The sequence below is a fragment of the Streptomyces sp. NPDC034037 genome, assembly GCF_055575715.1.
Genome location: NZ_JBVISC010000012.1, coordinates 72,576 through 96,172 on the forward strand (window position 1 = coordinate 72,576; position 23,597 = coordinate 96,172).

24 protein-coding genes are annotated in these 23,597 nt (G+C 73.0%); 8 read left to right on the forward strand and 16 right to left on the reverse strand.

Translation table 11 applies throughout. The features are described from left to right. Positions 1-32 precede the first annotated feature (32 nt). A complete protein-coding gene (locus ACZ516_RS31105) occupies positions 33-710 on the reverse strand; it encodes a uridine kinase family protein (protein WP_361077532.1) in 678 nt (225 codons plus the stop codon). A 127-nt stretch (positions 711-837) separates the two neighbouring features. Here ACZ516_RS31105 and ACZ516_RS31110 point away from each other — a divergent pair, with 127 nt between their 5' ends. After that, positions 838-1,269 carry a hypothetical protein gene (locus ACZ516_RS31110; protein ID WP_469012912.1) on the forward strand — a complete coding sequence of 144 codons (432 nt, stop codon included), beginning with the start codon at positions 838-840 and terminating at the stop codon, positions 1,267-1,269. 95 nt (positions 1,270-1,364) lie between these two features. Here ACZ516_RS31110 and ACZ516_RS31115 read toward each other — a convergent pair whose 3' ends face one another. Genes ACZ516_RS31115 through deoC form a run of 3 tightly spaced genes read right to left on the reverse strand, consistent with a single transcriptional unit; the run spans position 1,365 to position 4,632 of the window. Next, entirely contained in the window at positions 1,365-2,258 is an 894-nt protein-coding gene (locus tag ACZ516_RS31115; RefSeq protein WP_358699725.1) for an aldehyde dehydrogenase family protein, read from the reverse strand. Beyond that, positions 2,251-3,690: an aldehyde dehydrogenase family protein gene (locus tag ACZ516_RS31120; RefSeq protein ID WP_469012915.1), complete on the reverse strand. Its 1,440-nt coding sequence runs from the start codon at positions 3,688-3,690 to the stop codon at positions 2,251-2,253. Before ACZ516_RS31120 ends, ACZ516_RS31115 begins: the two co-directional genes overlap by 8 nt. A 3-nt stretch (positions 3,691-3,693) precedes the next feature. Beyond that, the gene (deoC, locus tag ACZ516_RS31125) at positions 3,694-4,632 is read right to left on the reverse strand and encodes a deoxyribose-phosphate aldolase (protein ID WP_358585340.1); all 939 of its coding nucleotides are present in this window, start codon (positions 4,630-4,632) and stop codon (positions 3,694-3,696) included. An 88-nt stretch (positions 4,633-4,720) separates the two neighbouring features. Between deoC and ACZ516_RS31130 the strand changes: the two genes are divergently transcribed. Next, entirely contained in the window at positions 4,721-5,356 is a 636-nt protein-coding gene (locus ACZ516_RS31130) for a PH domain-containing protein (RefSeq protein ID WP_358912050.1), read from the forward strand. Positions 5,357-5,459: 103 nt separating this feature from the next. Here the strand turns inward: ACZ516_RS31130 and ACZ516_RS31135 are convergent, their stop codons facing one another. The 4 genes from ACZ516_RS31135 to ACZ516_RS31150 form a co-directional block, all read right to left on the reverse strand. Continuing rightward, positions 5,460-6,665, reverse strand: coding sequence for a glycosyltransferase family 39 protein (locus ACZ516_RS31135; protein WP_469012919.1), 1,206 nt, complete (start codon positions 6,663-6,665; stop codon positions 5,460-5,462). Positions 6,666-6,804: 139 nt separating this feature from the next. Then, a complete protein-coding gene (locus tag ACZ516_RS31140; RefSeq protein ID WP_469012921.1) occupies positions 6,805-8,448 on the reverse strand; it encodes a phospho-sugar mutase in 1,644 nt (547 codons plus the stop codon). Between the two features lie 374 nt (positions 8,449-8,822). After that, complete coding sequence (locus tag ACZ516_RS31145; protein ID WP_361077516.1) at positions 8,823-9,647, reverse strand: purine-nucleoside phosphorylase; 825 nt, start codon at positions 9,645-9,647, stop codon at positions 8,823-8,825. 277 nt (positions 9,648-9,924) lie between these two features. After that, entirely contained in the window at positions 9,925-10,362 is a 438-nt protein-coding gene (locus ACZ516_RS31150) for a gamma-glutamylcyclotransferase family protein (protein WP_361077513.1), read from the reverse strand. 120 nt (positions 10,363-10,482) lie between these two features. Between ACZ516_RS31150 and ACZ516_RS31155 the strand changes: the two genes are divergently transcribed. Together ACZ516_RS31155 and ACZ516_RS31160 are read left to right on the forward strand one after the other, a co-directional pair. Next, positions 10,483-11,931: an NAD(P)H-quinone dehydrogenase gene (locus ACZ516_RS31155; protein ID WP_358589827.1), complete on the forward strand. Its 1,449-nt coding sequence runs from the start codon at positions 10,483-10,485 to the stop codon at positions 11,929-11,931. 211 nt (positions 11,932-12,142) lie between these two features. Further along, the gene (locus tag ACZ516_RS31160; protein WP_469013045.1) at positions 12,143-13,075 is read left to right on the forward strand and encodes a DeoR/GlpR family DNA-binding transcription regulator; all 933 of its coding nucleotides are present in this window, start codon (positions 12,143-12,145) and stop codon (positions 13,073-13,075) included. Between the two features lie 49 nt (positions 13,076-13,124). On the opposite strand, the gene ACZ516_RS31165 is transcribed toward ACZ516_RS31160, so the two are convergent. From ACZ516_RS31165 to ACZ516_RS31180, 4 genes are all read right to left on the reverse strand, one after another. Continuing rightward, on the reverse strand, positions 13,125-13,688 hold the full coding sequence (locus ACZ516_RS31165; protein ID WP_358590318.1) for a TetR/AcrR family transcriptional regulator: 564 nt from the start codon (positions 13,686-13,688) through the stop codon (positions 13,125-13,127). Between the two features lie 144 nt (positions 13,689-13,832). After that, complete coding sequence (locus tag ACZ516_RS31170) at positions 13,833-14,012, reverse strand: hypothetical protein (protein ID WP_358701666.1); 180 nt, start codon at positions 14,010-14,012, stop codon at positions 13,833-13,835. Then, the gene (locus tag ACZ516_RS31175) at positions 14,012-14,893 is read right to left on the reverse strand and encodes a hypothetical protein (RefSeq protein WP_469012924.1); all 882 of its coding nucleotides are present in this window, start codon (positions 14,891-14,893) and stop codon (positions 14,012-14,014) included. Before ACZ516_RS31175 ends, ACZ516_RS31170 begins: the two co-directional genes overlap by 1 nt. Positions 14,894-15,073: 180 nt before the next feature. Continuing rightward, positions 15,074-16,849: an acetyl/propionyl/methylcrotonyl-CoA carboxylase subunit alpha gene (locus tag ACZ516_RS31180; protein ID WP_358699836.1), complete on the reverse strand. Its 1,776-nt coding sequence runs from the start codon at positions 16,847-16,849 to the stop codon at positions 15,074-15,076. A gap of 340 nt (positions 16,850-17,189) precedes the next feature. Here ACZ516_RS31180 and ACZ516_RS31185 point away from each other — a divergent pair, with 340 nt between their 5' ends. Beyond that, positions 17,190-17,606, forward strand: coding sequence for a hypothetical protein (locus tag ACZ516_RS31185; protein WP_469012926.1), 417 nt, complete (start codon positions 17,190-17,192; stop codon positions 17,604-17,606). Here ACZ516_RS31185 and ACZ516_RS31190 read toward each other — a convergent pair. From ACZ516_RS31190 to ACZ516_RS31205, 4 genes are all read right to left on the reverse strand, one after another. After that, positions 17,587-18,192, reverse strand: a complete 606-nt coding sequence (locus ACZ516_RS31190) for a nucleoside triphosphate pyrophosphatase (protein ID WP_361077502.1) — start codon at positions 18,190-18,192, stop codon at positions 17,587-17,589. The genes ACZ516_RS31185 and ACZ516_RS31190 overlap by 20 nt on opposite strands. Before the next feature lie 42 nt (positions 18,193-18,234). Continuing rightward, complete coding sequence (gene mmpB / locus ACZ516_RS31195; RefSeq protein WP_358590315.1) at positions 18,235-18,363, reverse strand: morphogenic membrane protein MmpB; 129 nt, start codon at positions 18,361-18,363, stop codon at positions 18,235-18,237. Between the two features lie 73 nt (positions 18,364-18,436). Further along, complete coding sequence (locus tag ACZ516_RS31200; protein WP_469012929.1) at positions 18,437-18,643, reverse strand: acyl-CoA carboxylase epsilon subunit; 207 nt, start codon at positions 18,641-18,643, stop codon at positions 18,437-18,439. Positions 18,644-18,696: 53 nt separating this feature from the next. Continuing rightward, positions 18,697-20,280 (reverse strand): acyl-CoA carboxylase subunit beta, encoded by a 1,584-nt coding sequence (locus ACZ516_RS31205; protein WP_358584690.1) that lies wholly within the window; start codon positions 20,278-20,280, stop codon positions 18,697-18,699. 124 nt (positions 20,281-20,404) lie between these two features. Here ACZ516_RS31205 and ACZ516_RS31210 point away from each other — a divergent pair, with 124 nt between their 5' ends. The 3 genes from ACZ516_RS31210 to ACZ516_RS31220 all read left to right on the forward strand — a co-directional run bounded on the left by ACZ516_RS31210 (position 20,405) and on the right by ACZ516_RS31220 (position 23,545). After that, complete coding sequence (locus ACZ516_RS31210) at positions 20,405-21,274, forward strand: biotin--[acetyl-CoA-carboxylase] ligase (protein ID WP_361077495.1); 870 nt, start codon at positions 20,405-20,407, stop codon at positions 21,272-21,274. Positions 21,275-21,511: 237 nt separating this feature from the next. After that, positions 21,512-22,603, forward strand: coding sequence for an adenylate/guanylate cyclase domain-containing protein (locus ACZ516_RS31215; RefSeq protein ID WP_361078357.1), 1,092 nt, complete (start codon positions 21,512-21,514; stop codon positions 22,601-22,603). 144 nt (positions 22,604-22,747) lie between these two features. Beyond that, positions 22,748-23,545 carry an enoyl-CoA hydratase/isomerase family protein gene (locus ACZ516_RS31220; RefSeq protein WP_361077492.1) on the forward strand — a complete coding sequence of 266 codons (798 nt, stop codon included), beginning with the start codon at positions 22,748-22,750 and terminating at the stop codon, positions 23,543-23,545. Positions 23,546-23,597 lie beyond the last annotated feature (52 nt).

The following is a 23,597-nucleotide window of genomic DNA, read 5'->3' on the forward strand; positions in this document are numbered from 1 at the left end:
CGGGGCAAACGAACTGCTCGTCCGGTACGGGCTCAACGCGGGGCAAACGGGCGGGTGGGTGGGAGAGAATCCGCCGCGAAGCGGCGGTCCAGACCCCCCGGCACAGAAACAGCCGCGGCGGCAACCCGCCCCACCGCTTCCTGCCCCCCGCAGGGATACGCCCCGAGCGCGGCCTGCCGCGCCACAATCGCCCGCTCCGCCCGCATGAGCCGCCACCCCCTCCGAAGGAGAAACGGCACGGACTTGCGCCCCTCCCGCAGATCCCGGACAAGCCGCCGCCGGAACGTGGTGGCGGGCCGCCCCCGCAGACAGATCGCGTCGGCGAGCACGCCGATCTCCCGGCACCGCTCCACGATGTCCGCCGCGAAGATCCCCTCCGCGATGAACACGGGCGTGCGCTCGATCTCCAGGTCCTCCTGGCCCACCCGCGCGCTGGTCGAGATGTCGTACACCGGGACGCGGGTGCGGCCGGTGCGGCACAGCTCCTCGATGGCGGCGACCGCCACGTCCGCGTCCCAGGACGCGGGGGAGTCCCAGTCGATGTCCGAACTGCCGGGGACCTGCGGCAACGTAGGGTCGTCGCCTTCTTTGTAGAAGTCGTCCAGACACAGGACGGGCAGTCCCGAGCGGGCGGCGAAGGACGACTTGCCCGAGCCCGAGGGGCCGCAGAGCAGCACGACGCGGGTGGGTATCGGCGGATGGGAAGTCACGAGAGAACAGTGTGCGGCATCGCGCCCCGCGACCGCCCCCGCGGGTCGGCATTGGCGGCCACGTCACCTGTCAACTACGCTACGTGCTCGCGCGATTACTGACGACGCACGGATATGGGCGGTACTCATGACACGACACGCGGCATCCAGGTCTCTGCGCGCCGGCTCCCGGGCGCTGGTGCGCGCCGGGCTGGTCATCGGCGCGGCGGGCGCGGCGCTGGGCGCCGGGGGCGCGGGCGCGAGTGCGGCCGAGCCCGTCCAGGCGGCGCGCGCGGCCGGGATCCCCACGCCGCTCGGCGACCTCGACGGCGCCTCGGCGGTGGGGGCCCTCACCGGGGCGGTGCGCGACGCGACGGCGGGCGGCCTCGCACCGGCCAAGAACCTCCAGCTCGACCCGCTCGCGGGCACCGGCGTCGACCCGCTCGACAACTCCCTCGGCACCCAGATCGGGGACTTCAAGCCGGTCACCACGGCTGTCGCCACCGGCCCGCTCGCCCAGGGCGCGTCGGCGGCCGACCTCCCACTGGTCGGCCACGCGGCGGGCCTGCTGCCCGGCTAGGCCGCGACCTGGGGCGGTGGCACGACGATGGCACGAAGAGGCCCCGGCCTCCTGGACGGAGGAAACCGGGGCCTCGTCGGGTGCGGGACGGGCGGCTAGTAGGCCGAGCCCGAGGCGCCCAGGGAGCCCGTGGGGTGCCAGACCGTCTTGGTCTCCAGGAAGGCCGTCAGGCGGCGCGTGCCGGGGTCGGCGGTCCAGTCCGTGTCCACAGGCTGTGGACGCAGGACGCGCTTGAGGTTGTCCGCCGCCGCGATCTGCAGCTCGCGGGCCAGATCGGCGTCCGCGCCCGTCAGGTCGATCGCGTTGACGTCCTGGTGCGCGGCGAGCGGCGCCGCGATCTCGGCGGTCCCGCCGGTGAGGATGTTGACCACGCCGCCGGGCACGTCGGAGGTCGCGAGGACCTCGCCCAGCGAGAGCGCCGGGAGCGGCGCCTGCTCGGCGGCGATCACGACGGCGGTGTTGCCCGTGGCGATCACCGGGGCGAGGACCGAGACGAGGCCGAGGAAGGACGAGTCCTGCGGCGCGAGGACGGCGACCACACCGGTCGGCTCGGGCGTCGAGAGGTTGAAGTACGGGCCCGCGACCGGGTTCGCCCCGCCCACGACCTGGCCGATCTTGTCGGTCCAGCCCGCGTACCAGACCCAGCGGTCGACCGCGGCGTCCACGACGGCGGCGGCCTTGGACTTCGACAGGCCCTCCGCGTCCGCGACCTCGCGGACGAACTGCTCGCGGCGCCCCTCAAGCATCTCGGCGATGCGGTAGAGGACCTGGCCGCGGTTGTACGCGGTCGCGCCCGACCAGCCGCCGAACGCCTTGCGCGCCGCGACGACCGCGTCCCGGGCGTCCTTGCGGGAGGAGAGGGGCGCGTTCGCCAGCCACTTGCCCTTTGCGTCGGTCACTTCGTACACCCGGCCGCTCTCGCTGCGGGGGAACTTGCCCCCCACGTACAGCTTGTAGGTCTTGAAGACGTCAAGTCGCGCGTCAGACATCGAGGTACGCCTCCAGACCGTGGCGGCCGCCTTCGCGGCCGAAGCCCGACTCCTTGTAGCCGCCGAACGGCGAGGTCGGGTCGAACTTGTTGAATGTGTTGGCCCACACGACGCCCGCCCGGAGCTTGTTCGCGACCGCCAGGATGCGCGAGCCCTTCTCCGTCCAGATGCCGGCGGAGAGCCCGTACTGGGTGTTGTTGGCCTTGGCGACGGCCTCGTCCGGCGTGCGGAAGCTCAGCACCGACAGGACCGGGCCGAAGATCTCGTCGCGGGCGATGGTGTGCGCCTGCGTGACGTTCGTGAAGAGCGTCGGGGCGAACCAGTAGCCGGACGAGGGCAGCTCGCACGCGGGCGACCAGCGCTCGGCGCCCTCCGCCTCACCGGTGTCGGCGAGCGCGGTGATGCGGGCCAGCTGCTCGGCGGAGTTGATCGCGCCGATGTCGGTGTTCTTGTCGAGCGGGTCGCCCAGGCGCAGGGTGGACAGCCGCCGCTTGAGCGAGTCCAGCAGCTCCTCCTGGATCGACTCCTGCACGAGGAGGCGCGACCCGGCGCAGCAGACCTGGCCCTGGTTGAAGAAGATGCCGGTGACGATGCCCTCGACGGCCTGGTCGATGGGGGCGTCGTCGAAGACGATGTTCGCGCCCTTGCCGCCCAGTTCGAGCGTGACCTTCTTGTCCGTGCCCGCGACCTGGCGGGCGATGGCCTTGCCGACGGCCGTGGAGCCCGTGAACGCGACCTTGTCCACGTCCGGGTGCGCCGTCAGGGCCGCGCCCGCGTCGCCGTACCCGGGAAGGATGTTGACGACGCCCTTGGGCAGGCCCGCCTGGCGGCAGATGTCCGCGAAGAACAGCGCGCTCAGCGGAGTGGTCTCGGCGGGCTTCAGGACGACGGTGTTGCCGGTCGCGAGCGCCGGGGCGATCTTCCACGCCAGCATCAGGAGCGGGAAGTTCCAGGGGATGACCTGGCCCGCGACGCCCAGCGGCGCCGGGTTCGGTCCGTAGCCCGCGTGGTCGAGCTTGTCGGCCCAGCCCGCGTAGTAGAAGAAGTGCGCGGCGACCAGGGGGAGGTCCGCGTCGCGGGTCTCCTTGATCGGCTTGCCGTTGTCCAGGGTCTCCAGGACGGCCAGCTCGCGGCTGCGCTCCTGGATGATCCGGGCGATGCGGAAGAGGTACTTGGCGCGCTCGGCGCCCGGCAGCGCGGACCACTTCTCGAAGGCCTTGCGGGCCGCCTTCACGGCGCGGTCGACGTCCTCGGAGCCGGCCTGCGCGACCTCGGAGAGGACCTCTTCGGTGGCGGGGGAGACCGTCTTGAAGACCTTGCCGTCGGCGGCCTCCACGAACTCGCCGTCGATGAACAGGCCGTAACTCGGCGCGATGTCGACGACCGAGCGGGACTCGGGCGCGGGTGCGTACTCGAAGGGAGTGGAAGTCATGGGTCAGTCCACCGTCACGTAGTCGGGGCCGGAGTAGCGGCCGGTGGCCAGCTTCTGGCGCTGCATCAGCAGGTCGTTGAGGAGCGACGAGGCGCCGAAGCGGAACCAGTGGTTGTCCAGCCAGTCCGGGCCCGCCGTCTCGTTCACCAGGACGAGGAACTTCACCGCGTCCTTGGTGGAGCGGATGCCGCCCGCGGGCTTCACCCCGATCTGCACCCCGGTCTGCGCGCGGAAGTCGCGCACGGCCTCCAGCATCAGGAGGGTGTTGGCCGGGGTGGCGTTGACGCCGACCTTGCCGGTCGAGGTCTTGATGAAGTCGGCGCCCGCGATCATGCCGATCCAGCTGGCGCGCTTGATGTTGTCGTACGTCGACAGCTCGCCCGTCTCGAAGATGACCTTCAGGCGGGCGGTGCCGCAGGCCTCCTTCACGGCGCGGATCTGCTCGAACACCGTCATGTAGTCCCCGGAGAGGAAGGCTCCGCGGTCGATGACCATGTCGATCTCGTCGGCGCCCGCGGCCACGGCCTCGCGCACGTCGCCCAGCTTCACCTCGATCGCGGCGCGGCCCGCCGGGAAGGCGGTCGCGACGGAGGCGACCTTGACGCCGCTGCCCGCGACGGCCTCCTTGGCGGTGGCGACCATGTCCGGATAGACGCAGACGGCCGCCGTGCGCGGCGCCCCCCGGTCCGTCGGGTCCGGATGGACGGCCTTCGCGCCGAGCGCGCGGACCTTGCCCGGCGTGTCGGCGCCCTCCAGCGTCGTCAGGTCGATCATCGAGATGGCCAGGTCGATGGCGTACGCCTTCGCCGTGGTCTTGATCGAACGGGTTCCGAGCGAGGCGGCGCGCGCCTCCAGGCCGACCGCGTCGACGCCGGGCAGCCCGTGGAGGAAGCGGCGGAGCGTGCTGTCGGACGCGGTCACGTCAGCGAATGCAGTGGGCATGGTCACGAGGGGAGCATATCTACGCGCGTAGCTGCTGTACAGGGGTGGGCCCGCGGGGCCCGCGCCGCGCGTCAGGCAGAATCAGGGTATGAGCGACCCCCAGAAGCCCGTGGCGGAGCCCGCGTACCAGGACCGCGCCTTCCGGTCCCCCGCCGGCATCGCCGGCGGCGTCCTGCTGCTCGCCCTGGGGCTGTGGCTCGGCCTCGACGCCGTCATCCGCGGCGAGGGCCGCACCCCCTGGATCGCGCTCGCCGGGCTGCTCCTCGCGGTGCCGCTGGTCGTCGCGTACACCGTGCGGCCCGTCGTGTTCGCCAACGACGACAGGCTGCGCGTGCGCAACCCCTTCCGGACCATCACGCTGCCGTGGGCGTCCGTCGCGGCGCTGCGCTCCGGCTACTCCAACGAGGTCCTGACCCGCTCGGGCGCCAAGTACCAGCTGTGGGCCATCCCCGTCTCGCTGCGCGGCCGCAAGAAGGCCGCCCGCAGCCGGTCCCAGGCCGCCGCGGCCGGTGACCCGACGGGCGGTCGCCCCTTCCTCGACCCGTCCGCCCCGCCCACGCGCTCCGGCGGCGACCTGGCCATGGACGACCTGCGCGAGCTGGCCGAGCGCCAGGCCGACGCCGAGTCCGCGCGGGGTGAGGCCGAGGTGCGCTGGGCCTACGAGATCCTCGCGCCGGCCGTGGCGGGAGCGGTGCTGCTCGCGGTGCTCCTCGCGGTGACCTGACGCGATCTGACCTGATCTGACTCATCTCATCTGACGCGACCTGACCAACCTGATCTGATCCGGCGCGGCCTGACCGACCTGATCTGATCCGGCGCGGCGTGTCTTACGGCGGGCCGTGCCACCCCAGGAGCATGTGGCCGCCGCACACGGCCGACGCGAACGCCGCCGCCGTCAGCAGCGTCACCGCGACCGGCGTCCGCGCCCGTGCCAGGGCCGCGGCGAGCGGCAGCAGCAGGGGGAAGCCGGGTAGCAGGAAGCGGGCCCGGGGGAAGTACACGCCGCTGCTGCCGACCACGATCAGCAGGAGCAGGCCGGTGAAGACCAGCAGCGGGAGCGGCTGCCGGTCGGCGACGCCGAGCGCGTAGAGCACGACCGCGCCGAGCAGCACCGCCGTCACCATCGCGTAGAACAGCGCGGGCCGCTCGGTCATGAACAGCGCCTGCATGCGCCGGACCGTCTCCACGCCGCCGTCCCACTTGTTGTGCCACAGCTTCTGTACGGCGAAATAGCCGTCCCAGCGGCCGAGACGCAGGCCCACCCAGGCGACGTACGAGAGCCAGCCCAGGGGCGCCAGGAGGGCGCCCAGGAGCGGGCGTGCCGAGAGCCCGCGCCGCAGGGTGAGCAGCGCCGTCACGCAGACCGCCGCCGCCAGCGCCACGCCCGTGGGCCGGGTCAGGCCGGCCAGCGCGGCCAGGGAGCCCGCCCACAGCCAGCGCCCGGTCAGCAGCGCGTACAGCGACCACGCGGTGAGGGCCGTGAACAGGGACTCGGTGTAGCCCATCCACTGCACGAGGGCCACCGGGAGGCTGCCCCACAGGAACGCGAGGACGACCCCCGTGCGGCGGCCGTACAGCCGGTCGCCCACCGCGAAGATCCCCCACGCCGCGAGGAACGAGCAGAGCAGCGACACGCCGAGGCCGGCCGCGCCGCGCGGCAGGCCGGGGACCAGGGTGTCGCCCGCCCTGATCAGCAGGGGGTAGAGCGGGAAGAACGCGAGGTTGTTCGCGTCGTACGCGCTGCCCAGCGTCTGCGTGTACCCCTGCGAGGCGATCCGCAGGTACCAGTCGCAGTCCCAGGACGCCATGAGCAGATGCCGCACGCTCCGGCGTTCGCTGTGCGCCCAGGGCGCGAAGACCAGCAGGCCGAGCCCGCGGACCGCCGCGTACGCCAGGAGCGCGGGCAGGGCGTGGCGCAGGGCACGGGCCGCGCGCCGGCGCAGGCCCGGCAGCGGCCGCGCGGCACCCGGGGGGCGCCGCGACGCCGGGACCCGGGAGGGAGCGGCGGTCGAGGGAATCGGTCCGTACGGCACTGCGGCGGCTCCCGGAGGTGAACGTGCGCTACCGGTCCTCCCTTCCTGGGGGACCGGCGGCGCAGCGTTCCGCTGCGGCAGCTGCGGGAGCGGAATCACTCGGACGGGTGGCTCCCGGGGCGGAGCCACCCGTCCCGGGTCAGATGCCCGCGGCCGCCGACAGGTCCCGCTTGATCGCGGCGAGCAGCTCCGCCGCCCGCGCGCGGGCCGCCGGCAGCTCGGACGTGGCCGACAGCGGGACCACCACTTCGAGGTAGCACTTGAGCTTCGGCTCCGTGCCGCTCGGCCGCACGATGACGCGGGCGCCGTCCAGCGTGTAGCGCAGGCCGTCCGTGGGCGGCAGCGTCTCCGTGCCCCGCGTCAGGTCCTCGGCCTTCGTCACGGGCAGGCCCGCGAGCGCGGCCGGCGGCTGCTCGCGCAGGCGGCGCATGGCGTCCGCGATCAGGGAGAGGTCCTCCACGCGGACCGACAGCTGGTCGGTGGCGTGCAGGCCGTGCTGGAGGGCGAGGTCGTCCAGGAGGTCGAGGAAGGTGCGGCCCTCCTCCTTCAGCTCGGACGCCAGCTCCGTGAGGAGGAGGGCCGCGGTGATGCCGTCCTTGTCGCGTACGCCCTCGGGGTCCACGCAGTAGCCGAGCGCCTCCTCGTAGCCGTAGCGCAGGCCCTCGACGCGGGCGATCCACTTGAAGCCGGTCAGCGTCTCCTCGTACGGCAGGCCCGCCTTCTCGGCGATGCGGCCGAGGAGGGAGGAGGAGACGATCGACTCGGCGAAGGTGCCGCGGGCGCCGCGCTTCACGAGGTGCGCGGCGAGCAGCGCGCCCACCTCGTCGCCCCGCAGCATCCGCCACGCGCCGCCGTCCACCACGGCCGCGGCGCAGCGGTCCGCGTCCGGGTCGTTGGCGATGATCAGGTCCGGGGCGGGGGTGGTGCGGGCCGCCGTCGCGAAGGCCAGGTCCATCGCGCCCGGCTCCTCCGGGTTCGGGAACGCGACCGTCGGGAAGTCCGGGTCCGGCTCGGCCTGCTCGGCGACGAGCGTGGGGGCGGGGAAGCCCGCCCGGTCGAAGGCGGCGAGGAGGGTCTCCTTGCCGACGCCGTGCATCGCCGTGTAGACGGTGCGGGCGGTGCGGGGGGACTCCGGGGACAGGACGGCGTCCGTACGGGCCAGGTAGGCCTCCAGGACGTCCTCGGCGAGGGTCTGCCAGCCGGACTCCGGGCGGGGCACGTCGTGCAGGCTCGCGACCGCGTCGATGTGCGCGGCGATCTCCGCGTCGGCGGGCGGCACGATCTGCGAGCCGTCGCCCAGGTAGACCTTGTAGCCGTTGTCGCGCGGCGGGTTGTGGCTGGCGGTGACCTCCACGCCCGCGACCGCGCCGAGGTGCCGTATGGCGAAGGCCAGGACCGGGGTCGGCAGCGGGCGGGGCAGGACGGCCGCGCGCAGGCCGGCGCCGGTCATCACGGCGGCGGTGTCGCGGGCGAAGTCCGCGGACTTGTGGCGGGCGTCGTAGCCGACGACGACCAGGCCGTCCGTGTGGCCCTCGGCCTTCAGGTACGCGGCGAGGCCCGCGGCTGCGCGGATGACCACGGAGCGGTTCATCCGCATCGGGCCCGCGCCCAGCTCGCCGCGCAGGCCCGCCGTGCCGAACTGGAGGGTGCCGGCGAAACGTGCGGTCAGCTCGGTGGTGTCCTGCGCGTCGATGAGCTTGGCCAGCTCGTCGCGGGTCTCGGGGTCCGGGTCCTCGGCCAGCCAGGTCCGGGCTCGCGCGATGAGTTCGGAGTTTTCCTGCACGGGGTTGTCCTGCACGGGGTCGTCAGCCTCTCGTTGCGGCGGTCGCTGTAGCGGTCGGCGGTGTGTCCTGGGGATGGGATGGGGGTCGGCGGAGCAAACGGTCCCACCCACCCGCGCGGAGGTCACGCCCCCACCCCGCCGGGTGGTACGGGTTAAACGGTTCCGTCCGCCCACCCGAGCAGGGGCCATGCCCCTACCTCGCCGGTTGGCACGGGGCAAACGGCCCCGCCCACCCACCCGCGCGGGGGCGAACGCCCCTACCTCGCCGGTGTGTGCGGGGTAAACGGGTGGGTGGGTGGGAGACCCGGCGCGGAGCGCCGGAGAGCGAGCCGGGACCCGGGGCAACGACAAAGACGTCGCCCAAGACGCCCCCGTCAGATCCGGTTGAGGACCTTGCCGAGCAGCTCACCCATGCGCGTAGCACTGTCCCGCCCCGCCTGAAGCACCTCTTCGTGGTTCAGCGGCTCCCCCGTCATGCCCGCGGCCAGGTTCGTGACCAGGGAGATGCCCAGCACCTCCGCCCCGGCCTCGCGCGCGGCGATGGCCTCCAGGACGGTGGACATGCCCACCAGGTCCGCGCCGATCGCGCGGGCCATGCGGATCTCCGCCGGCGTCTCGTAGTGCGGGCCGGGGAACTGCGCGTAGACGCCCTCCTCCAGGGAGGGGTCGATCTCCTTGCACAGGGTGCGCAGCCGGGGCGAGTACAGGTCCGTCAGGTCGACGAAGTTCGCGCCGACGATCGGGGAGGTCGCCGTGAGGTTGAGGTGGTCGCTGATCAGCACCGGCTGCCCGGGACGCATGCCCTCGCGCAGACCGCCGCAGCCGTTGGTCAGCACGATCGTCTTGCAGCCGGCGGCCACCGCGGTGCGCACGCCGTGCGAGACGGCGGCCACGCCGCGGCCCTCGTAGTAGTGGGTGCGGCCCAGGAAGACCAGGGCGCGCTTGTCGCCGATCTGGAAGGAGCGGATGCGCCCGCCGTGCCCCTCGACCGCCGGCGGCGGGAAGCCGGGCAGCTCGGTGACGGCGAAGTCGGCCTCGGGCTCGCCCAGCGCGTCGACGGCCGGCGCCCAGCCGGAGCCCATCACGAGGGCGACGTCGTGGGTCTCGGCGCCCGTCAGCTCGCGCAGCCGCGCGGCGGCGGCGTCGGCGGCGGCGTAGGGGTCGCCCTGGATGTCGTCCGGAATAACTGAAGCGTTCACGCCGACGAGAGTAGCCGGTCAAGGCCTACGCGCGTAGATGACGATGGTCACGGGATTCCGATCGTTGTCTTGTCGTTTCCGACAAGGACCCGCCGAGGCCGCTGGGGCATGTTTCGAAAGTCCCGTCTACCTGGCGGCGCCTGGCACGCACGCTCGCCGCGTTGTCGGGATCGCCCCGATACAACCAGTATCGGGGCGACCCTCCGCCTTGCGATCGCACGCACCAGACGCCGCCAGGCCCGCCCTGCGGGCGGACGACGCTATTTCGAAACACGCCCTAGCAGGGCCTCTTGCGCAGCTCCATCACGTAGTCGTGGGGCGCCCCGGCCGACTCCGCCGCGTCGGCCAGCTCACCGAGGTAGCGCGCCGACGGAAGGCCGCCCTCGTAGCCGTTGAGGACGTAGACCCAGGCGGACTCCTTGCCCTCCAGGGTGTCCACGCGGACCCGCATGCGCCGGTAGATGTCCAGGCCCACGCCCTCCCACCGGTCCATGGACTCCTCGTCCATGGGTGCGATGTCGTAGAGGCTGACGAAGACCTGTGAGCGGGGTGCCTCGACGATCGTCGCGAGGGCACCCTCCCACCCCATGTGCTCCCCGCCGAAGGTGAGCCGCCAGCCGGTCAGCCAGCCGGTCGCGCGCAGCGGTGAGTGCGGGGCGCGGCGTGACATGAGCCGCGGATCCAGATTGCCGGCGTACGCGGCGTAGAGCGACATGTGGTCGAGGGTACGGCAGCAATCAAGGACGCAGGTCCCGCGGCGGGAGTACCGCCCGCGCGGGAGGGGCTCGCCCGGACGGTGGCCCCGGCGCGTCCCCGTCCGCGAGCGTGCGGGACAATGGAGGACGTGACTCGGATCGTGATCATTGGCGGCGGACCCGGCGGATACGAGGCGGCCCTGGTGGCCGCCCAGCTCGGCGCGGAGGTGACCGTCGTCGACTGCGACGGTCTGGGCGGGGCGTCGGTGCTCACCGACTGCGTGCCGTCGAAGACCCTGATCGCGACGGCCGAGGTGATGACCACCTTCGACTCCTCGTACGAGGAGCTGGGGATCATCGTCGCGGACGACACCCCGCACATCGACACGCCCGCGCGCGTGGTCGGCGTGGACCTCGGCAAGGTCAACCGCCGGGTGAAGCGCCTCGCGCTCGCGCAGTCCCACGACATCACCGCGTCCGTCACGCGGGCGGGCGCACGCGTGCTGCGCGGCCGCGGCCGCCTGGAGGGCCAGCAGGAGTCCGACGGCTCCCGCAAGGTCGTCGTGCGGGCCGCCGACGGCAGCGAGGAGACCCTCGTCGCCGACGCCGTGCTCATCGCGACCGGCGGCCACCCGCGCGAGGTCCCGGACGCCCTGCCCGACGGCGAGCGGATTCTGAACTGGACCCAGGTCTACGACCTCGACGAGCTGCCCGAGGAGCTCATCGTGGTCGGTTCGGGCGTCACGGGCGCCGAGTTCGCCGGCGCCTACCAGGCGCTCGGTTCGAACGTCACCCTGGTGTCCAGCCGCGACCGCGTGCTGCCCGGTGAGGACCCCGACGCCGCCGCCGTCCTGGAGGACGTCTTCCGGCGCCGCGGCATGAACGTCATGTCCCGCTCCCGCGCCGCCTCCGCCAAGCGCGTGGGCGACCGGGTGGAGGTCACGCTGGCCGACGGGCGCGTCATCTCCGGCACGCACTGCCTGATGGCCGTCGGCGCCATCCCCAACAGCAGCGGCATGGGCCTGGAGGAGGCCGGGGTCAAGCTCAAGGACTCCGGGCACATCTGGACCGACAAGGTCTCCAGGACGTCCGCCCCGGGCGTCTACGCGGCCGGTGACGTCACCGGGGTCTTCGCGCTCGCCTCCGTCGCCGCCATGCAGGGGCGCATCGCGATGTACCACTTCCTGGGCGACGCGGTGACGCCGCTGAACCTGAAGACCGTCTCGGCGAACGTCTTCACCGACCCGGAGATCGCCACCGTCGGCTACAGCCAGGCCGACGTCGACGCGGGCAAGATCGACGCCCGCGTCGTCAAGCTCCCGCTGCTGCGCAACCCGCGCGCGAAGATGCAGGGCATCCGCGACGGCTTCGTCAAGATCTTCTGCCGGCCGGGTACGGGCATCGTGGTCGGCGGTGTGGTCGTCGCACCGCGCGCCTCGGAACTGATCCACCCCATCTCGATCGCGGTCGACAACAATCTGACGGTCGAGCAGATCGCGAACGCGTTCACCGTGTACCCCTCGCTTTCGGGGTCGATCGCGGAGGTGGCGCGCCAGCTCCACACGCGCAAGACGGCGGGCGAGGGCTGACCGGCGCGGCCCTTGGCCCAACGCGCCGCAGGTCACGCGCTGTTGTCACCCATGCGCGCGGCATGGGCCGGGGAGATGGGCAGCTATACCACTTCCTGTGCGGCCGTGCGAACAACTTCTGTTATTCGGCGCATACTGCTGAAAGCAGACGGTCGTTGGGGTTACTGTCAGTTTCGTGTTCGCTGCAGAACGTCGCCAATTGATCCTCGAAATGGTGCGGGCCAACGGAGCGGTATCGCTCCGCGAGCTCGCCCGCGTCGTCCAGACCTCCGAAGTGACCGTACGGCGGGACGTGCGCGCGCTGGAGGCAGAAGGACTCCTCGACCGCCGGCATGGCGGTGCGGTATTGCCGGGCGGATTCACGCGGGAGTCCGGCTTTCCGCAGAAATCACATCTCGCGACCGCCGAGAAGACGGCCATCGCCGACCTCGCGGCGGGACTCGTCGAAGAAGGCGAGGCCATCGTCGTCGGAGCGGGGACGACCACGCAGGAGCTGGCCCGACGGCTCGCGCGGGTCCCCGGTCTGACCGTCGTCACCAACTCGCTGCTGGTGGCCCAGGCGTTGGCCCACGCCAACCGGGTGGAGGTCGTCATGACCGGCGGCACCCTGCGCGGCTCCAACTACGCCCTCGTGGGCAGCGGGGCGGAGCAGTCCCTGCAGGGGCTGCGGGTGTCCCGCGCGTTCCTGTCGGGCAGTGGTCTGACCGCCGAGCGCGGCCTGTCCACGTCCAACATGCTCTCCGCGAGCGTGGACCGGGCGCTGGTGCAGGCGGCCTCCGAGGTCGTGGTCCTCGCCGATCACACCAAGCTCGGCACCGACACGATGTTCCAGACGGTGCCGACGGATGTCATCACCCGCCTGGTCACCGACGAGCCCCCGGCGCACGACGACCGGGCGGGCACGGAACTGCAGGCCCTGGCCGACCAGGGCGTCCAGATCGCGGTGACGGGCGGCGCCGCCGGCCCCGGCACCGGGCCCGGCGCCGATGCCGCCCAGGCGGGCCGCCCGCCGCGCCGGGACGTGCCCCTGCCGGGCCAGCGCCGCAACCACGCGGCGGGCCCCGGTCAGCAGCTGCGCAACGCCCTCCTGGCGGAACAGCCGGGGGAGCGGACCGCGCGCGTCGCGGACCTGCGCCGCCGCTGACCGAGGGGCGGGACCGGGACGGCCGAGTACGGCCGGCGCGGCGCGGTGCTCACGCCGCCGCGCGGCCGTCGGCCTTCAGGCCCCGCAGGGTCAGCGTGAGCAGCCGGTCGGCCAGCTCCGGATCGTCCGGGGTCTCCTCCGCCGCCAGGGAGATCGCGTTGGTCAGCTGCAACAGGTCGGAGATGGAGACGTCGGGCCGCACGGCCCCCGCCTCCTGCGCGCGGGCGAGCAGCGCCGCGCCCGCCTGCCGCATGGGCGCGCTGCACCGGGCCAGCGCCGAACTGTCGTCCTGCGAGGCCGACATGAGGGCGCTGGACAGACCGCGGTACTCACCCGCGTGGGTGACGATGGCGCGCAGCCACGTCACCAGCGCCGAACAGGGCTGCGGATCGTCGAGCAGCGCCCGCGAGCGGGCCAGGAGATCGCTGACCGCGTCCTCCCAGACCGCGCTCATCAGCGCGTGCCGGTTGGGGAAGTGCCGGTAGAGCGTGCCGATGCCGACGCCCGCGCGGCGCGCCACGTCCTCCAGCGACGTGCCCGTGCCGTGCTCGGCGAAGGCAGCCCGCGCCTGTGCGAGCAGCCGGTCGTAGTTCCGGCGCGCGTCGGCCCGCATGGCCCGCGTGGACTGCTGAGCCGCACCCGCCTGCTGGTCCATGCCGGTCGTCATCCCCGCACCCTTCGTGAACGTACGCGTCCTTCAAGGATGCCACTGCCGCCTCGGGCGAATCGGCGGAGGTCGCGCCCCGCGCGGCCGCGCTCATGCCTCCCCGGGCCCGAAGAAGGCCTCCAGCTCCGCTCGCGCCCTGCGTTCGCGCCGGTGCGGCGGCAGAGCGCCCCCGCGCAGGTTCCGGATCAGCCACAGCACCAGCGGGTACGTCACACAGGTGCCGACGGCGAGCCCGCTCAGCACCCCGGCCACCAGCTCTTCCATGATCATCAACTCACCTTCGCGCGGAGCGCCTTGGCCCGGTCCCGGCGCGGGCCGCGACCGCGCGGCGGCGCGTGGCAGCCGTCCTGGGCGGCGGCGATCATCGCGGCGCCGCTGTCCGGGACGAGCGCGCCGTAACCGAGCAGCCGCCAGCGCGGGTCGACGGCGTCACTGTCGTGGTAGGGCACGGGCCCGGCCGCCGACGGCACGAGCAGCGGCGCCGGCCGCCGGGCGCAGCCGTGGCAGACGGCGGCCTCCTCGGCGTCCCCGATCGCCAGGCGGGCGTGGCCGCGCTCGTGCAGCGGATTGAAGTAGCAGGGCGGGTCGGCGCGCAGCGGCCGCTCGGTCACCAGGGCCTCCACGGCCCGCAGCCCGATCCGGCTGAACTCCACGGCGGCCACCAGCTCCCCCAGGGCGTACGCGGCGTCGTACGCGGGGTCGGGGCTGCTCGGCCCGTCGCCCGCGGGGTACAGCACGCAGTTGCTCGCCTGGATGGAGGCCGTGGTGGCGAAGGCGGCCAGCTCGTCCCGCAGCCGGGGCGCCAGCGCGCAGCTGTGCCGCAGCGAGCCGCCGAGCGCGGACGCGTCGCTCAGGAGCCGCGCTCGCCGCTCGGCGTACGGGCGCAGGGTGTCGGGGTCGCCGGCCGGGTCGGGCAGCGGGGCGCGCCAGTCGGGCGCGGGGCACGGCAGGGCGTAGGTGTAGGGGCGGCGCCGGGCCGGTGGCAGCCCGGTGAAGCGCCGCAGGAGTGCCACGGCGAGCCCCGCGGTGAGGCCGAGGACGAGCCCCGCCTCGTAGCGCTGCCCGGTGTCGGCGGTCGCCGCGAGCCACCCGGTGCCGCTGAGGGCGCCCGCGGTGGTCAGCAGCGCCAGTAATTCCCCTGTGCGTGTCACTGAAGCCCCCCGTGGTCCTCGGTTCTGCGTGGGGGAGGACGCGGGGCGGGGGCGGGCCGGTTGCGGGGGTGCCCCGCAGCGCGGCCCGGTCGGTCATGGGCTCCGCCGAGTCGGTCCTCGAACACCGGACGGGCTTGGTATACCCGGAAATTCAGCCCGTCCGGCGTCCGAGGACCAGGATCAGTCCTTGATCTCGCAGATCACCGCGCCGGAGGTCAGGCTGGCGCCCACCTCCGCGGTGAGGCCCTTGATCGTGCCCGAGCGGTGCGCGTTCAGGGGCTGCTCCATCTTCATCGCCTCCAGGACGACGATGAGGTCGCCCTCGTTGACCTCTTGCCCCTCCTCGACCGCGATCTTGACGATGGTGCCCTGCATGGGCGAGGCCAGGGTGTCGCCGGAGGCGGCCGGGCCGGACTTCTTGGCGGCGCGCCGCTTGGGGCGGGCCCCGCCCGCGGCCGCGGTGCGCGCGATGGTCATGCCCAGCGAGGAGGGCAGGGAGACCTCCAGACGCTTGCCGCCGACCTCGACGACGACCGTCTCGCGGCCCGGCTCCTCGTCGGCCTCGGCGTCCGTGGCGGGCGCGGTGAAGGCCGGGATCTCGTTGACGAACTCGGTCTCGATCCACCGGGTGTGGACCGTGAACGGGTCGCTGGAGCCGGTCAGTTCGGGGGCGAACGCCGGGTCCTTGACGACGGCGCGGTGGAAGGGGATGGCGGTGGCCATGCCCTCCACGGTGAACTCCTCCAGCGCGCGGGCCGCGCGCTGCAGGGCCTGCTCACGGGTGGCGCCGGTGACGACCAGCTTGGCCAGGAGCGAGTCCCAGGCCGGGCCGATGACGGAGCCGGACTCCACGCCCGCGTCCAGGCGGACACCGGGACCGGAGGGGCCCTCGAACTTCGTCACCGTGCCCGGCGCGGGCAGGAAGTTGCGGCCCGGGTCCTCGCCGTTGATGCGGAACTCGAAGGAGTGGCCGCGCAGTTCGGGGTCGCCGTAGCCGAGCTCCTCGCCGTCGGCGATGCGGAACATCTCCCGCACCAGGTCGATGCCGGCGACCTCCTCGGTGACCGGGTGCTCCACCTGGAGACGGGTGTTGACCTCCAGGAAGGAGATCGTGCCGTCCACGCCGACGAGGAACTCGACGGTGCCCGCGCCGACGTAGCCGGCCTCCTTGAGGATCGCCTTGGACGAGGCGTACAACTCGGCGACCTGCGCCTCGGAGAGGAAGGGCGCCGGGGCCTCCTCCACCAGCTTCTGGTGGCGGCGCTGGAGCGAGCAGTCACGGGTGGAGACGACGACCACGTTGCCGTGCTTGTCGGCCAGGCACTGGGTCTCCACGTGCCGCGGCTTGTCGAGGTAGCGCTCCACGAAGCACTCGCCGCGGCCGAAGGCGGCCACCGCCTCGCGCACCGCGGAGTCGTACAGCTCCGGGACCTCTTCGAGGGTGCGGGCGACCTTCAGGCCGCGCCCGCCACCGCCGAACGCCGCCTTGATGGCGATGGGCAGGCCGTGCTCCTCCGCGAAGGCGACGACCTCCTCGGCACCGGAGACCGGGTCCGGCGTGCCCGCCACCAGCGGGGCGCCGGCGCGCTGCGCGATGTGCCGGGCGGCGACCTTGTCGCCCAGGTCGCGGATGGCCTGCGGGGGCGGGCCGATCCAGTTCAGGCCCGCGTCGATGACGGCCTGCGCGAAGTCGGCGTTCTCCGAAAGGAAGCCGTAACCGGGGTGGATCGCGTCCGCCCCCGAATCCTTGGCCGCGGCCAGCACCTTGGAGATGTCCAGGTAGCTGGTGGCCGGAGTGTCACCGCCCAGCGCGAACGCCTCATCGGCCGCCCGGACATGCAGGGCGTCCCGGTCAGGATCTGCGTAGACGGCTACGCTCGCGATCCCAGCGTCCCGGCATGCCCGAGCAACGCGGACAGCGATTTCGCCACGGTTGGCGATGAGCACCTTGCGCACGATGGCTCCCTCCTTGAAACAAGCCGAGTTTAGGGACTGCCGACACGGCTGTACGACCCGTCCCCAAGGGTGAGCTTGCCCACACGGAGTGTGATGCGAGGCGCGCTCGAACCGCGAAAACCCTTGTCCCACCACGGTACGCGGGGTTCCTGCCCGGCAGCCTAGCCCTCCGGTGTGGTCAAGGTCTCTGTGAAGCCGCACCGCGGCACGGACTCATTCTTTGTGGAGTCCCTACGAATGGCCCAATGATTCTTTGCCCGCGGCCCGACGCGGGTCCGTGTAGCGTGCGCGATGTTCGATCGTACTGGCGGTAACAGCGGGGCGGAAAGAGGTGGGTGCCGTGGCGCGCAGACCGGTGGCCTGGGTGGGCGCGATCGTTCTCCTCGTGGAGGCGGTCGGGATCGTGCTCCTCAACTGGTTCCTCGGCCTTGTCGTCGACAACCAGAAGATGTCCCTGGCCGGCCTCGACCCGCACGCGATGACCGTCGCGGCCTGGATCGGCGGCGCCCTCTTCGGCGGCTATCTGGCGCTGTGCGGCGTCCTGCTGGCGCTCGTCGGCCTCCGCGACCGCGCGCCGGGCCGCCTCGGGCGCCTGCTGCTGATCGGCTGCGCGGTCGTGCACGGCGTGCTCGGCGCCTTCTGCGTCGGCCCGGTGGGCTGGCCCGCCTTCGTGTTCATGATGGTCGTGCTCGCCCTGATCGTCCTGCCGCTCGTAACCTACGACAGGGCGGCCCGCCCTACGCCCACAACCGCGTGATGCCCACGCCCAGTTGACCGAGCAGACGGCGCAGCAGCGGCAGCGAGAGGCCGATGACGTTGCCGTGGTCGCCCTCGATGCCGTCGATGAACGGCGCCGAGCGGCCGTCCAGCGTGAACGCGCCCGCCACGTGCAGCGGTTCGCCGCTCGCGACATACGCGGCGATCTCCTCGTCGGAGGGCTCGCCGAAGCGCACGACGGTCGACGCCGTCGCCGAGGCGTACTTCCCCGTGAGGGTGTCGTGGACGCAGTGGCCCGTCTGCAGGACGCCCGCGCGGCCGCGCATGGCCTGCCAGCGGGCGGTCGCCTCCGCGGCGTCGGCGGGCTTGCCGAGGGCTCGGCCGTCCAGCTCCAGGACGGAGTCGCAGCCGATCACCAGGGCGCCCTTGGCCTCGGGCCGCGCGGCGACGACGGAGGCCTTCGCCTCGGCGAGCGCGAGGGCCAGTTCGGCGGGGGTGGGCGCGGAGACCTTGTCCTCGTCGACCCCGCTCACGATCACCTCGGGGGCGAGGCCCGCCTGCCGGAGCAGGGCGAGCCGGGCGGGGGACTGCGAGGCGAGGACGAGACGGCGCGGCTGATCGTTCATGCCGGTCAGCGTAGCGAGCGTACGGATGCGGCGGGCCCGCCCTCAGTGGATGCCGAGGACGATCATCGCGATCACCATGGCCAGGGCGAGGACGAATCCCGCGCGGCGCATCTTCGCCTGCATGTCCCGCATGTCCTCGGGCGGGTTGTTCTCCGGATCCGACCACAGCATGACTCCGATACTGCGCCCGCGCGGGCCGGGGACGCCTGAGTACGCGTACTCAGGTTCCCCCGGCCCGCTCCGCCTAGGCGGGCCAGTACGTGCGGCCCCATGCCGTGGGGCCGGGGGCCGGCAGGCGGTCGCGGGCCACCCGGGCCGGGTCGGCCCACGCGGCGGGCGGCGCGGGCGCGCCGGACGGCTGGTCCGCCACCGCCGCGGCGCGCGCCTGGACCACCGCGAGCGCGGCGGCCAGCTCCTCCGGGGTCGGGTTGCCCCGTACGACCTTGATCATGACCGCTCCCTGGGGGGATTGGGGGATTGGGGGACTGGTGGGGACTAGGGGGACTAGAGGGGGATGTTGCCGTGCTTCTTCGGGGGCAGGGATTCCCGCTTCGTCCGCAGCTGCCGCAGGCCCCGCACGAGGTGCGAGCGGGTCTCCGACGGCATGATCACCGCGTCGATGTAGCCGCGCTCGGCGGCCGTGTACGGGTTGAGCAGCGCGTCCTCGTACTCCTGGATCAGCTTCGCCCGCGCCGCCTCCTGGGCCTCCTCGTCACCGGCCGCCGCGATGGTGCGCCGGTGCAGGACGTTGACCGCGCCCTGCGCGCCCATCACCGCGATCTGCGCGGTGGGCCAGGCGAGGTTCAGGTCGGCGCCCAGGTGCTTGGAGCCCATGACGTCGTACGCGCCGCCGAAGGCCTTGCGGGTGATGATCGTGATGAGCGGGACGGTGGCCTCGGCGTAGGCGTAGATCAGCTTCGCGCCGCGGCGGATGATGCCCGTGTGCTCCTGCTCGACGCCCGGCAGGAAGCCGGGGACGTCCACGAAGGTCAGGACCGGCACGTTGAACGCGTCGCAGGTGCGCACGAACCGCGCGGCCTTCTCGGAGGCGTCGATGTCCAGGCAGCCGGCGAACTGCATCGGCTGGTTGGCGACGATGCCCACCGGATGGCCCTCGACGCGGCCGAAGCCGGTGAGGATGTTCGGCGCGAACAGCGGCTGCGTCTCGAAGAACTCGCTGTCGTCCAGGACGTGTTCGATCACGCCGTGCATGTCGTACGGCTGGTTCGCGCTGTCCGGGATCAGCGTGTCCAGCTCGCGGTCCTCGTCGGTGAGCGCCAGGTCCGCCTCCTCGGGGAAGGCCGGGGGCTCGCTGAGGTTGTTCGAGGGCAGGTACGACAGGAGCGACTTGACGTACTCGATGGCGTCCTTCTCGTCGCCCGCCATGTGGTGCGCCACGCCCGAGGTGGCGTTGTGGGTGCGGGCGCCGCCCAGCTCCTCGAAGCCGACGTCCTCCCCGGTGACGGTCTTGATGACGTCGGGCCCGGTGATGAACATGTGCGAGGTCTGGTCGACCATGACCGTGAAGTCGGTGATGGCGGGGGAGTAGACCGCGCCGCCCGCGCACGGCCCGACGACCAGGGAGATCTGCGGGATCACGCCGGAGGCGTGGGTGTTGCGGCGGAAGATCTCGCCGTACATGCCAAGAGCCATGACGCCCTCCTGGATGCGGGCGCCGCCGGAGTCGTTGATGCCGATGACCGGGCAGCCGGTCTTCAGCGCGAAGTCCATGACCTTGACGATCTTCTGGCCGAAGACCTCGCCGAGCGCACCGCCGAAGACGGTGAAGTCCTGCGAGAACACCGCCACGGGGCGGCCGTCGACGGTGCCGTAACCGGTCACCACGCCGTCGCCGTAGGGCCTGTTCTTCTCCAGGCCGAACTGCGTCGAGCGGTGCTGGGCGAACTCGTCGAACTCCACGAAGGAGCCCTCGTCGAGCAGCAGCCCGACCCGTTCACGCGCCGTCAACTTCCCCTTGGCGTGCTGCTTCTCGACCGCGCGGGCCGATCCCGCGTGCGTCGCCTCCTCGATGCGGCGCTGGAGGTCCGCGAGCTTTCCGGCGGTCGTGTGGATGTCGATCTCGGACATAGGGATGCGGCTCCCTGCCTGCTCAAAGGTGCGTATGGCGGCTTGCGGCTGGCTACTGACCCGTAGCGTATCGGCGCGGATACCGTTCGGCAGTGCGGCGTTTACCACACCTAGGGTGGCTTGCATGACGCCGCCAGATGCTGAAGACAACCGCTGGTCCGACCTCGCACGACCGCCCCTGAACGCCGCCTCCCTGCGGCGGACCCTGCTGCGGGAGGGCGGGCTGTGGACCTCCCTGGACGTGGTGCCCACCACCGGGTCCACCAACACCGACCTCGCGGCCCGGGCCGGGGACCTGGCCGAGGGGGCCGTGCTGGTCGCCGAGGAGCAGAGCGCGGCGCGTGGCCGCCTGGACCGCCGGTGGTCGGCGCCCGCCCGCTCCGGGCTCTTCTTCTCCGTGCTGCTCAAGCCCGCCGAGGTGCCCGTCGAGCGGTGGGGGTGGCTGCCGCTGCTCACCGGCGTCGCCGTCGCCTCGGGCCTCTCCCGGGTGGCCGGCGTGGACACGGCACTCAAGTGGCCCAACGACCTCCTGGTCACGGTCGGTGAGCAGGAGCGCAAGGCGGGAGGCATCCTCGTGGAGCGCGCCGGGGGCCCCGTCGGGTCCGGCGGCGGAGTCGTCATCGGCATCGGGCTCAACGTCACGCTGCGTGAGGACGAGCTGCCGGTGCCCACGGCCGGATCGCTCGCCCTGGCCGGGGCCTCCACCACGGACCGGGACACACTGCTGCGGGCCGTGCTGCGGTCCCTGGAGCACTGGTACGGGCTGTGGCGGGACGCGGACGGCGACCCGGGCGCCTCCCGGCTCCAGGAGGCGTACGCGGCGGGCTGCGCGACGCTCGGGCGCCGGGTGCGCGCGGAACTCCCCGGCGACCGGGCCCTTGTGGGGGAGGCGGTGGCGGTGGACGGCGACGGCCGCCTGGTCCTGGCCACCGAGGACGGCGTGCAGGAGCCGGTCGGGGCGGGCGACATCGTGCATCTGCGGCCGGCGGGCTGAGGAGCGCCGGGGGGCCGCGGGGCGCGGGAACGGCACGGACACCACAGGCCGCCGGAAGGGGCCCGCGCGCGAGGTCACGGGGAGTCGGGAGTGAGCTGCGGCACACCTGCCGTAAAGTTGGCGCGGGTCGATACCTGACCGCGGCAGATCGGAAGGGCAGCAGGCGTGAGCGTCGACGACACGGGCTCGGGCGCGGGCGCACGGCGCGGTCCCGACGCCGGGGCCGGCGCCTCCGGGATTCCCGAAGTGGACGAGAAGGACGACAAGGCGGACGGCGGGCCCGCGAGGAACCCCCTCGCCCTCCAGCTGGAACAGCTCATCCTCGGCGCGGACCGCCGCTACACCCCGTTCCAGGCGGCGCGCAGCGCGGGCGTCTCGATGGAGCTGGCGTCCCGCTTCTGGCGGGCCATGGGCTTCCCCGACATCGGCCAGGCCAAGGCGCTGACGGAGGCCGACGTGCTGGCCCTGCGGCGGCTGGCCGGTCTGGTCGAGGCGGGGCTGCTGAGCGAGGCCATGGCGGTGCAGGTGGCCCGCTCCACGGGCCAGACCACCGCGCGGCTCGCCGAGTGGCAGATCGACTCCTTCCTGGAGGGGCTCACCGAACCGCCGGAGCCGGGCATGACCCGCACCGAGGTCACGTACCCGCTGATCGAGCTGCTCCTTCCCGAGCTGGAGGAGTTCCTCGTCTACGTGTGGCGCCGCCAGCTGGCCGCCGCCACGGGCCGGGTCGTGCAGGCGGCGGACGACGAGGAGATGGTCGACCGGCGCCTGGCCGTCGGCTTCGCCGACCTGGTCGGCTTCACACGGCTCACCCGCCGCATGGAGGAAGAGGAGCTGGGCGAGCTGGTCGAGGCCTTCGAGACCACCGCCGCGGACCTCGTGGCCGCGCACGGCGGGCGGCTCATCAAGACGCTGGGCGACGAGGTCCTGTACGCGGCCGACGACGCGGGCGTCGCCGCGGAGATCTCGCTGCGGCTCATCGAGACCATGGCCAACGACGAGACGATGCCCGAGCTGCGCGTCGGCATCGCCTTCGGGACCGTGACGACCCGCATGGGCGACGTCTTCGGCACGACCGTGAACCTCGCGAGCCGGCTCACCTCGATAGCGCCCCGGGACGCGGTCCTCGTGGACGGGGCGTTCGCGGAGGAGCTGACGCGCACCGGTGACGCGCCGGCCTCCGAGGCGCAGGCCGCGGAGGCGGTTGCCGCGGCGGAGAAGGAGGGCGAGGAGCCGCCCTCGTACCGCTTCGCCCTCCAGCCGATGTGGCAGCGGCCCGTGCGCGGCCTCGGTGTCGTCGAGCCGTGGCTGCTGGCGCGCCGTACGTGAGGTGACCCGCTGCCGGGCCCGTTTCCGGGCGCGGAGCCTCTTTCCGGTGCGGCGTCCTCTTCGCGGCCCGGAGCCTCTTTCCGGTGCGGCGCCCGGCTGACATGATCCCGGGGTAACGGTCGTTAACCACAGGAGGCGTCGGTCATGGGCGACGAGCAGCGGTACGGGCAGTACGTGGCGGTCAGGCGGCACGGCCATGTCGTGGAGCTGGTCCTGGACCGCCCGAAGGCCATGAACGCCGTCTCCCTGGAGATGGCCCGCTCCATCACCGCCGCCTGCGCCGCCCTGTCCGACGACCCGGCCGCCCGGGTCGTCGTCGTGACGTCCACCCACGAGCGGGCCTTCTGTGTCGGCGCCGACCTGAAGGAGCGCAACTCCCTCAGCGACGCCGAGCTGCTGCGCCAGCGGCCCATCTCCCGGGCCTGCTACACCGGCGTGCTGGAGCTGCCCATGCCCACCATCGCCGCCGTCCGCGGCTTCGCCCTCGGCGGCGGGTTCGAGCTGGCGCTCTCCTGCGACGTGATCGTCGCCGACCCGACGGCCGTCGTCGGGCTCCCCGAGGTGTCCGTCGGCGTCATCCCGGGCGGCGGCGGCACCCAGCTCCTGCCCCGCCGTGTCGGCGCCGCGCGCGCCGCCGAGCTGATCTTCTCGGCGCGGCGCGTGGAGGCGCCCGAGGCGCGGGAGTTGGGGCTCGTCGACGTACTGGTGCGGGACGGCGAGGCCCGTGCCGAAGCGCTCGCGCTGGGTGCCCGGATGGCCGCCAACTCGCCGGTCGGCCTGCGCGCCGCCAAGCGCGCCCTGCGCCTGGGGCACGGCCTCGACCTGCGGGCGGGCCTGGAGGTGGAGGACGCCGCGTGGCGCACGGTGGCGTTCTCCGGCGACCGGGCGGAGGGCGTCGCGGCGTTCAACGAGAAGCGCGCGCCCCAGTGGCCCGGGGAGTGAACGCCTTCCCGGCGGGTGAGCGCCTTCCCGGGATATACACGGCTTTGTGCCC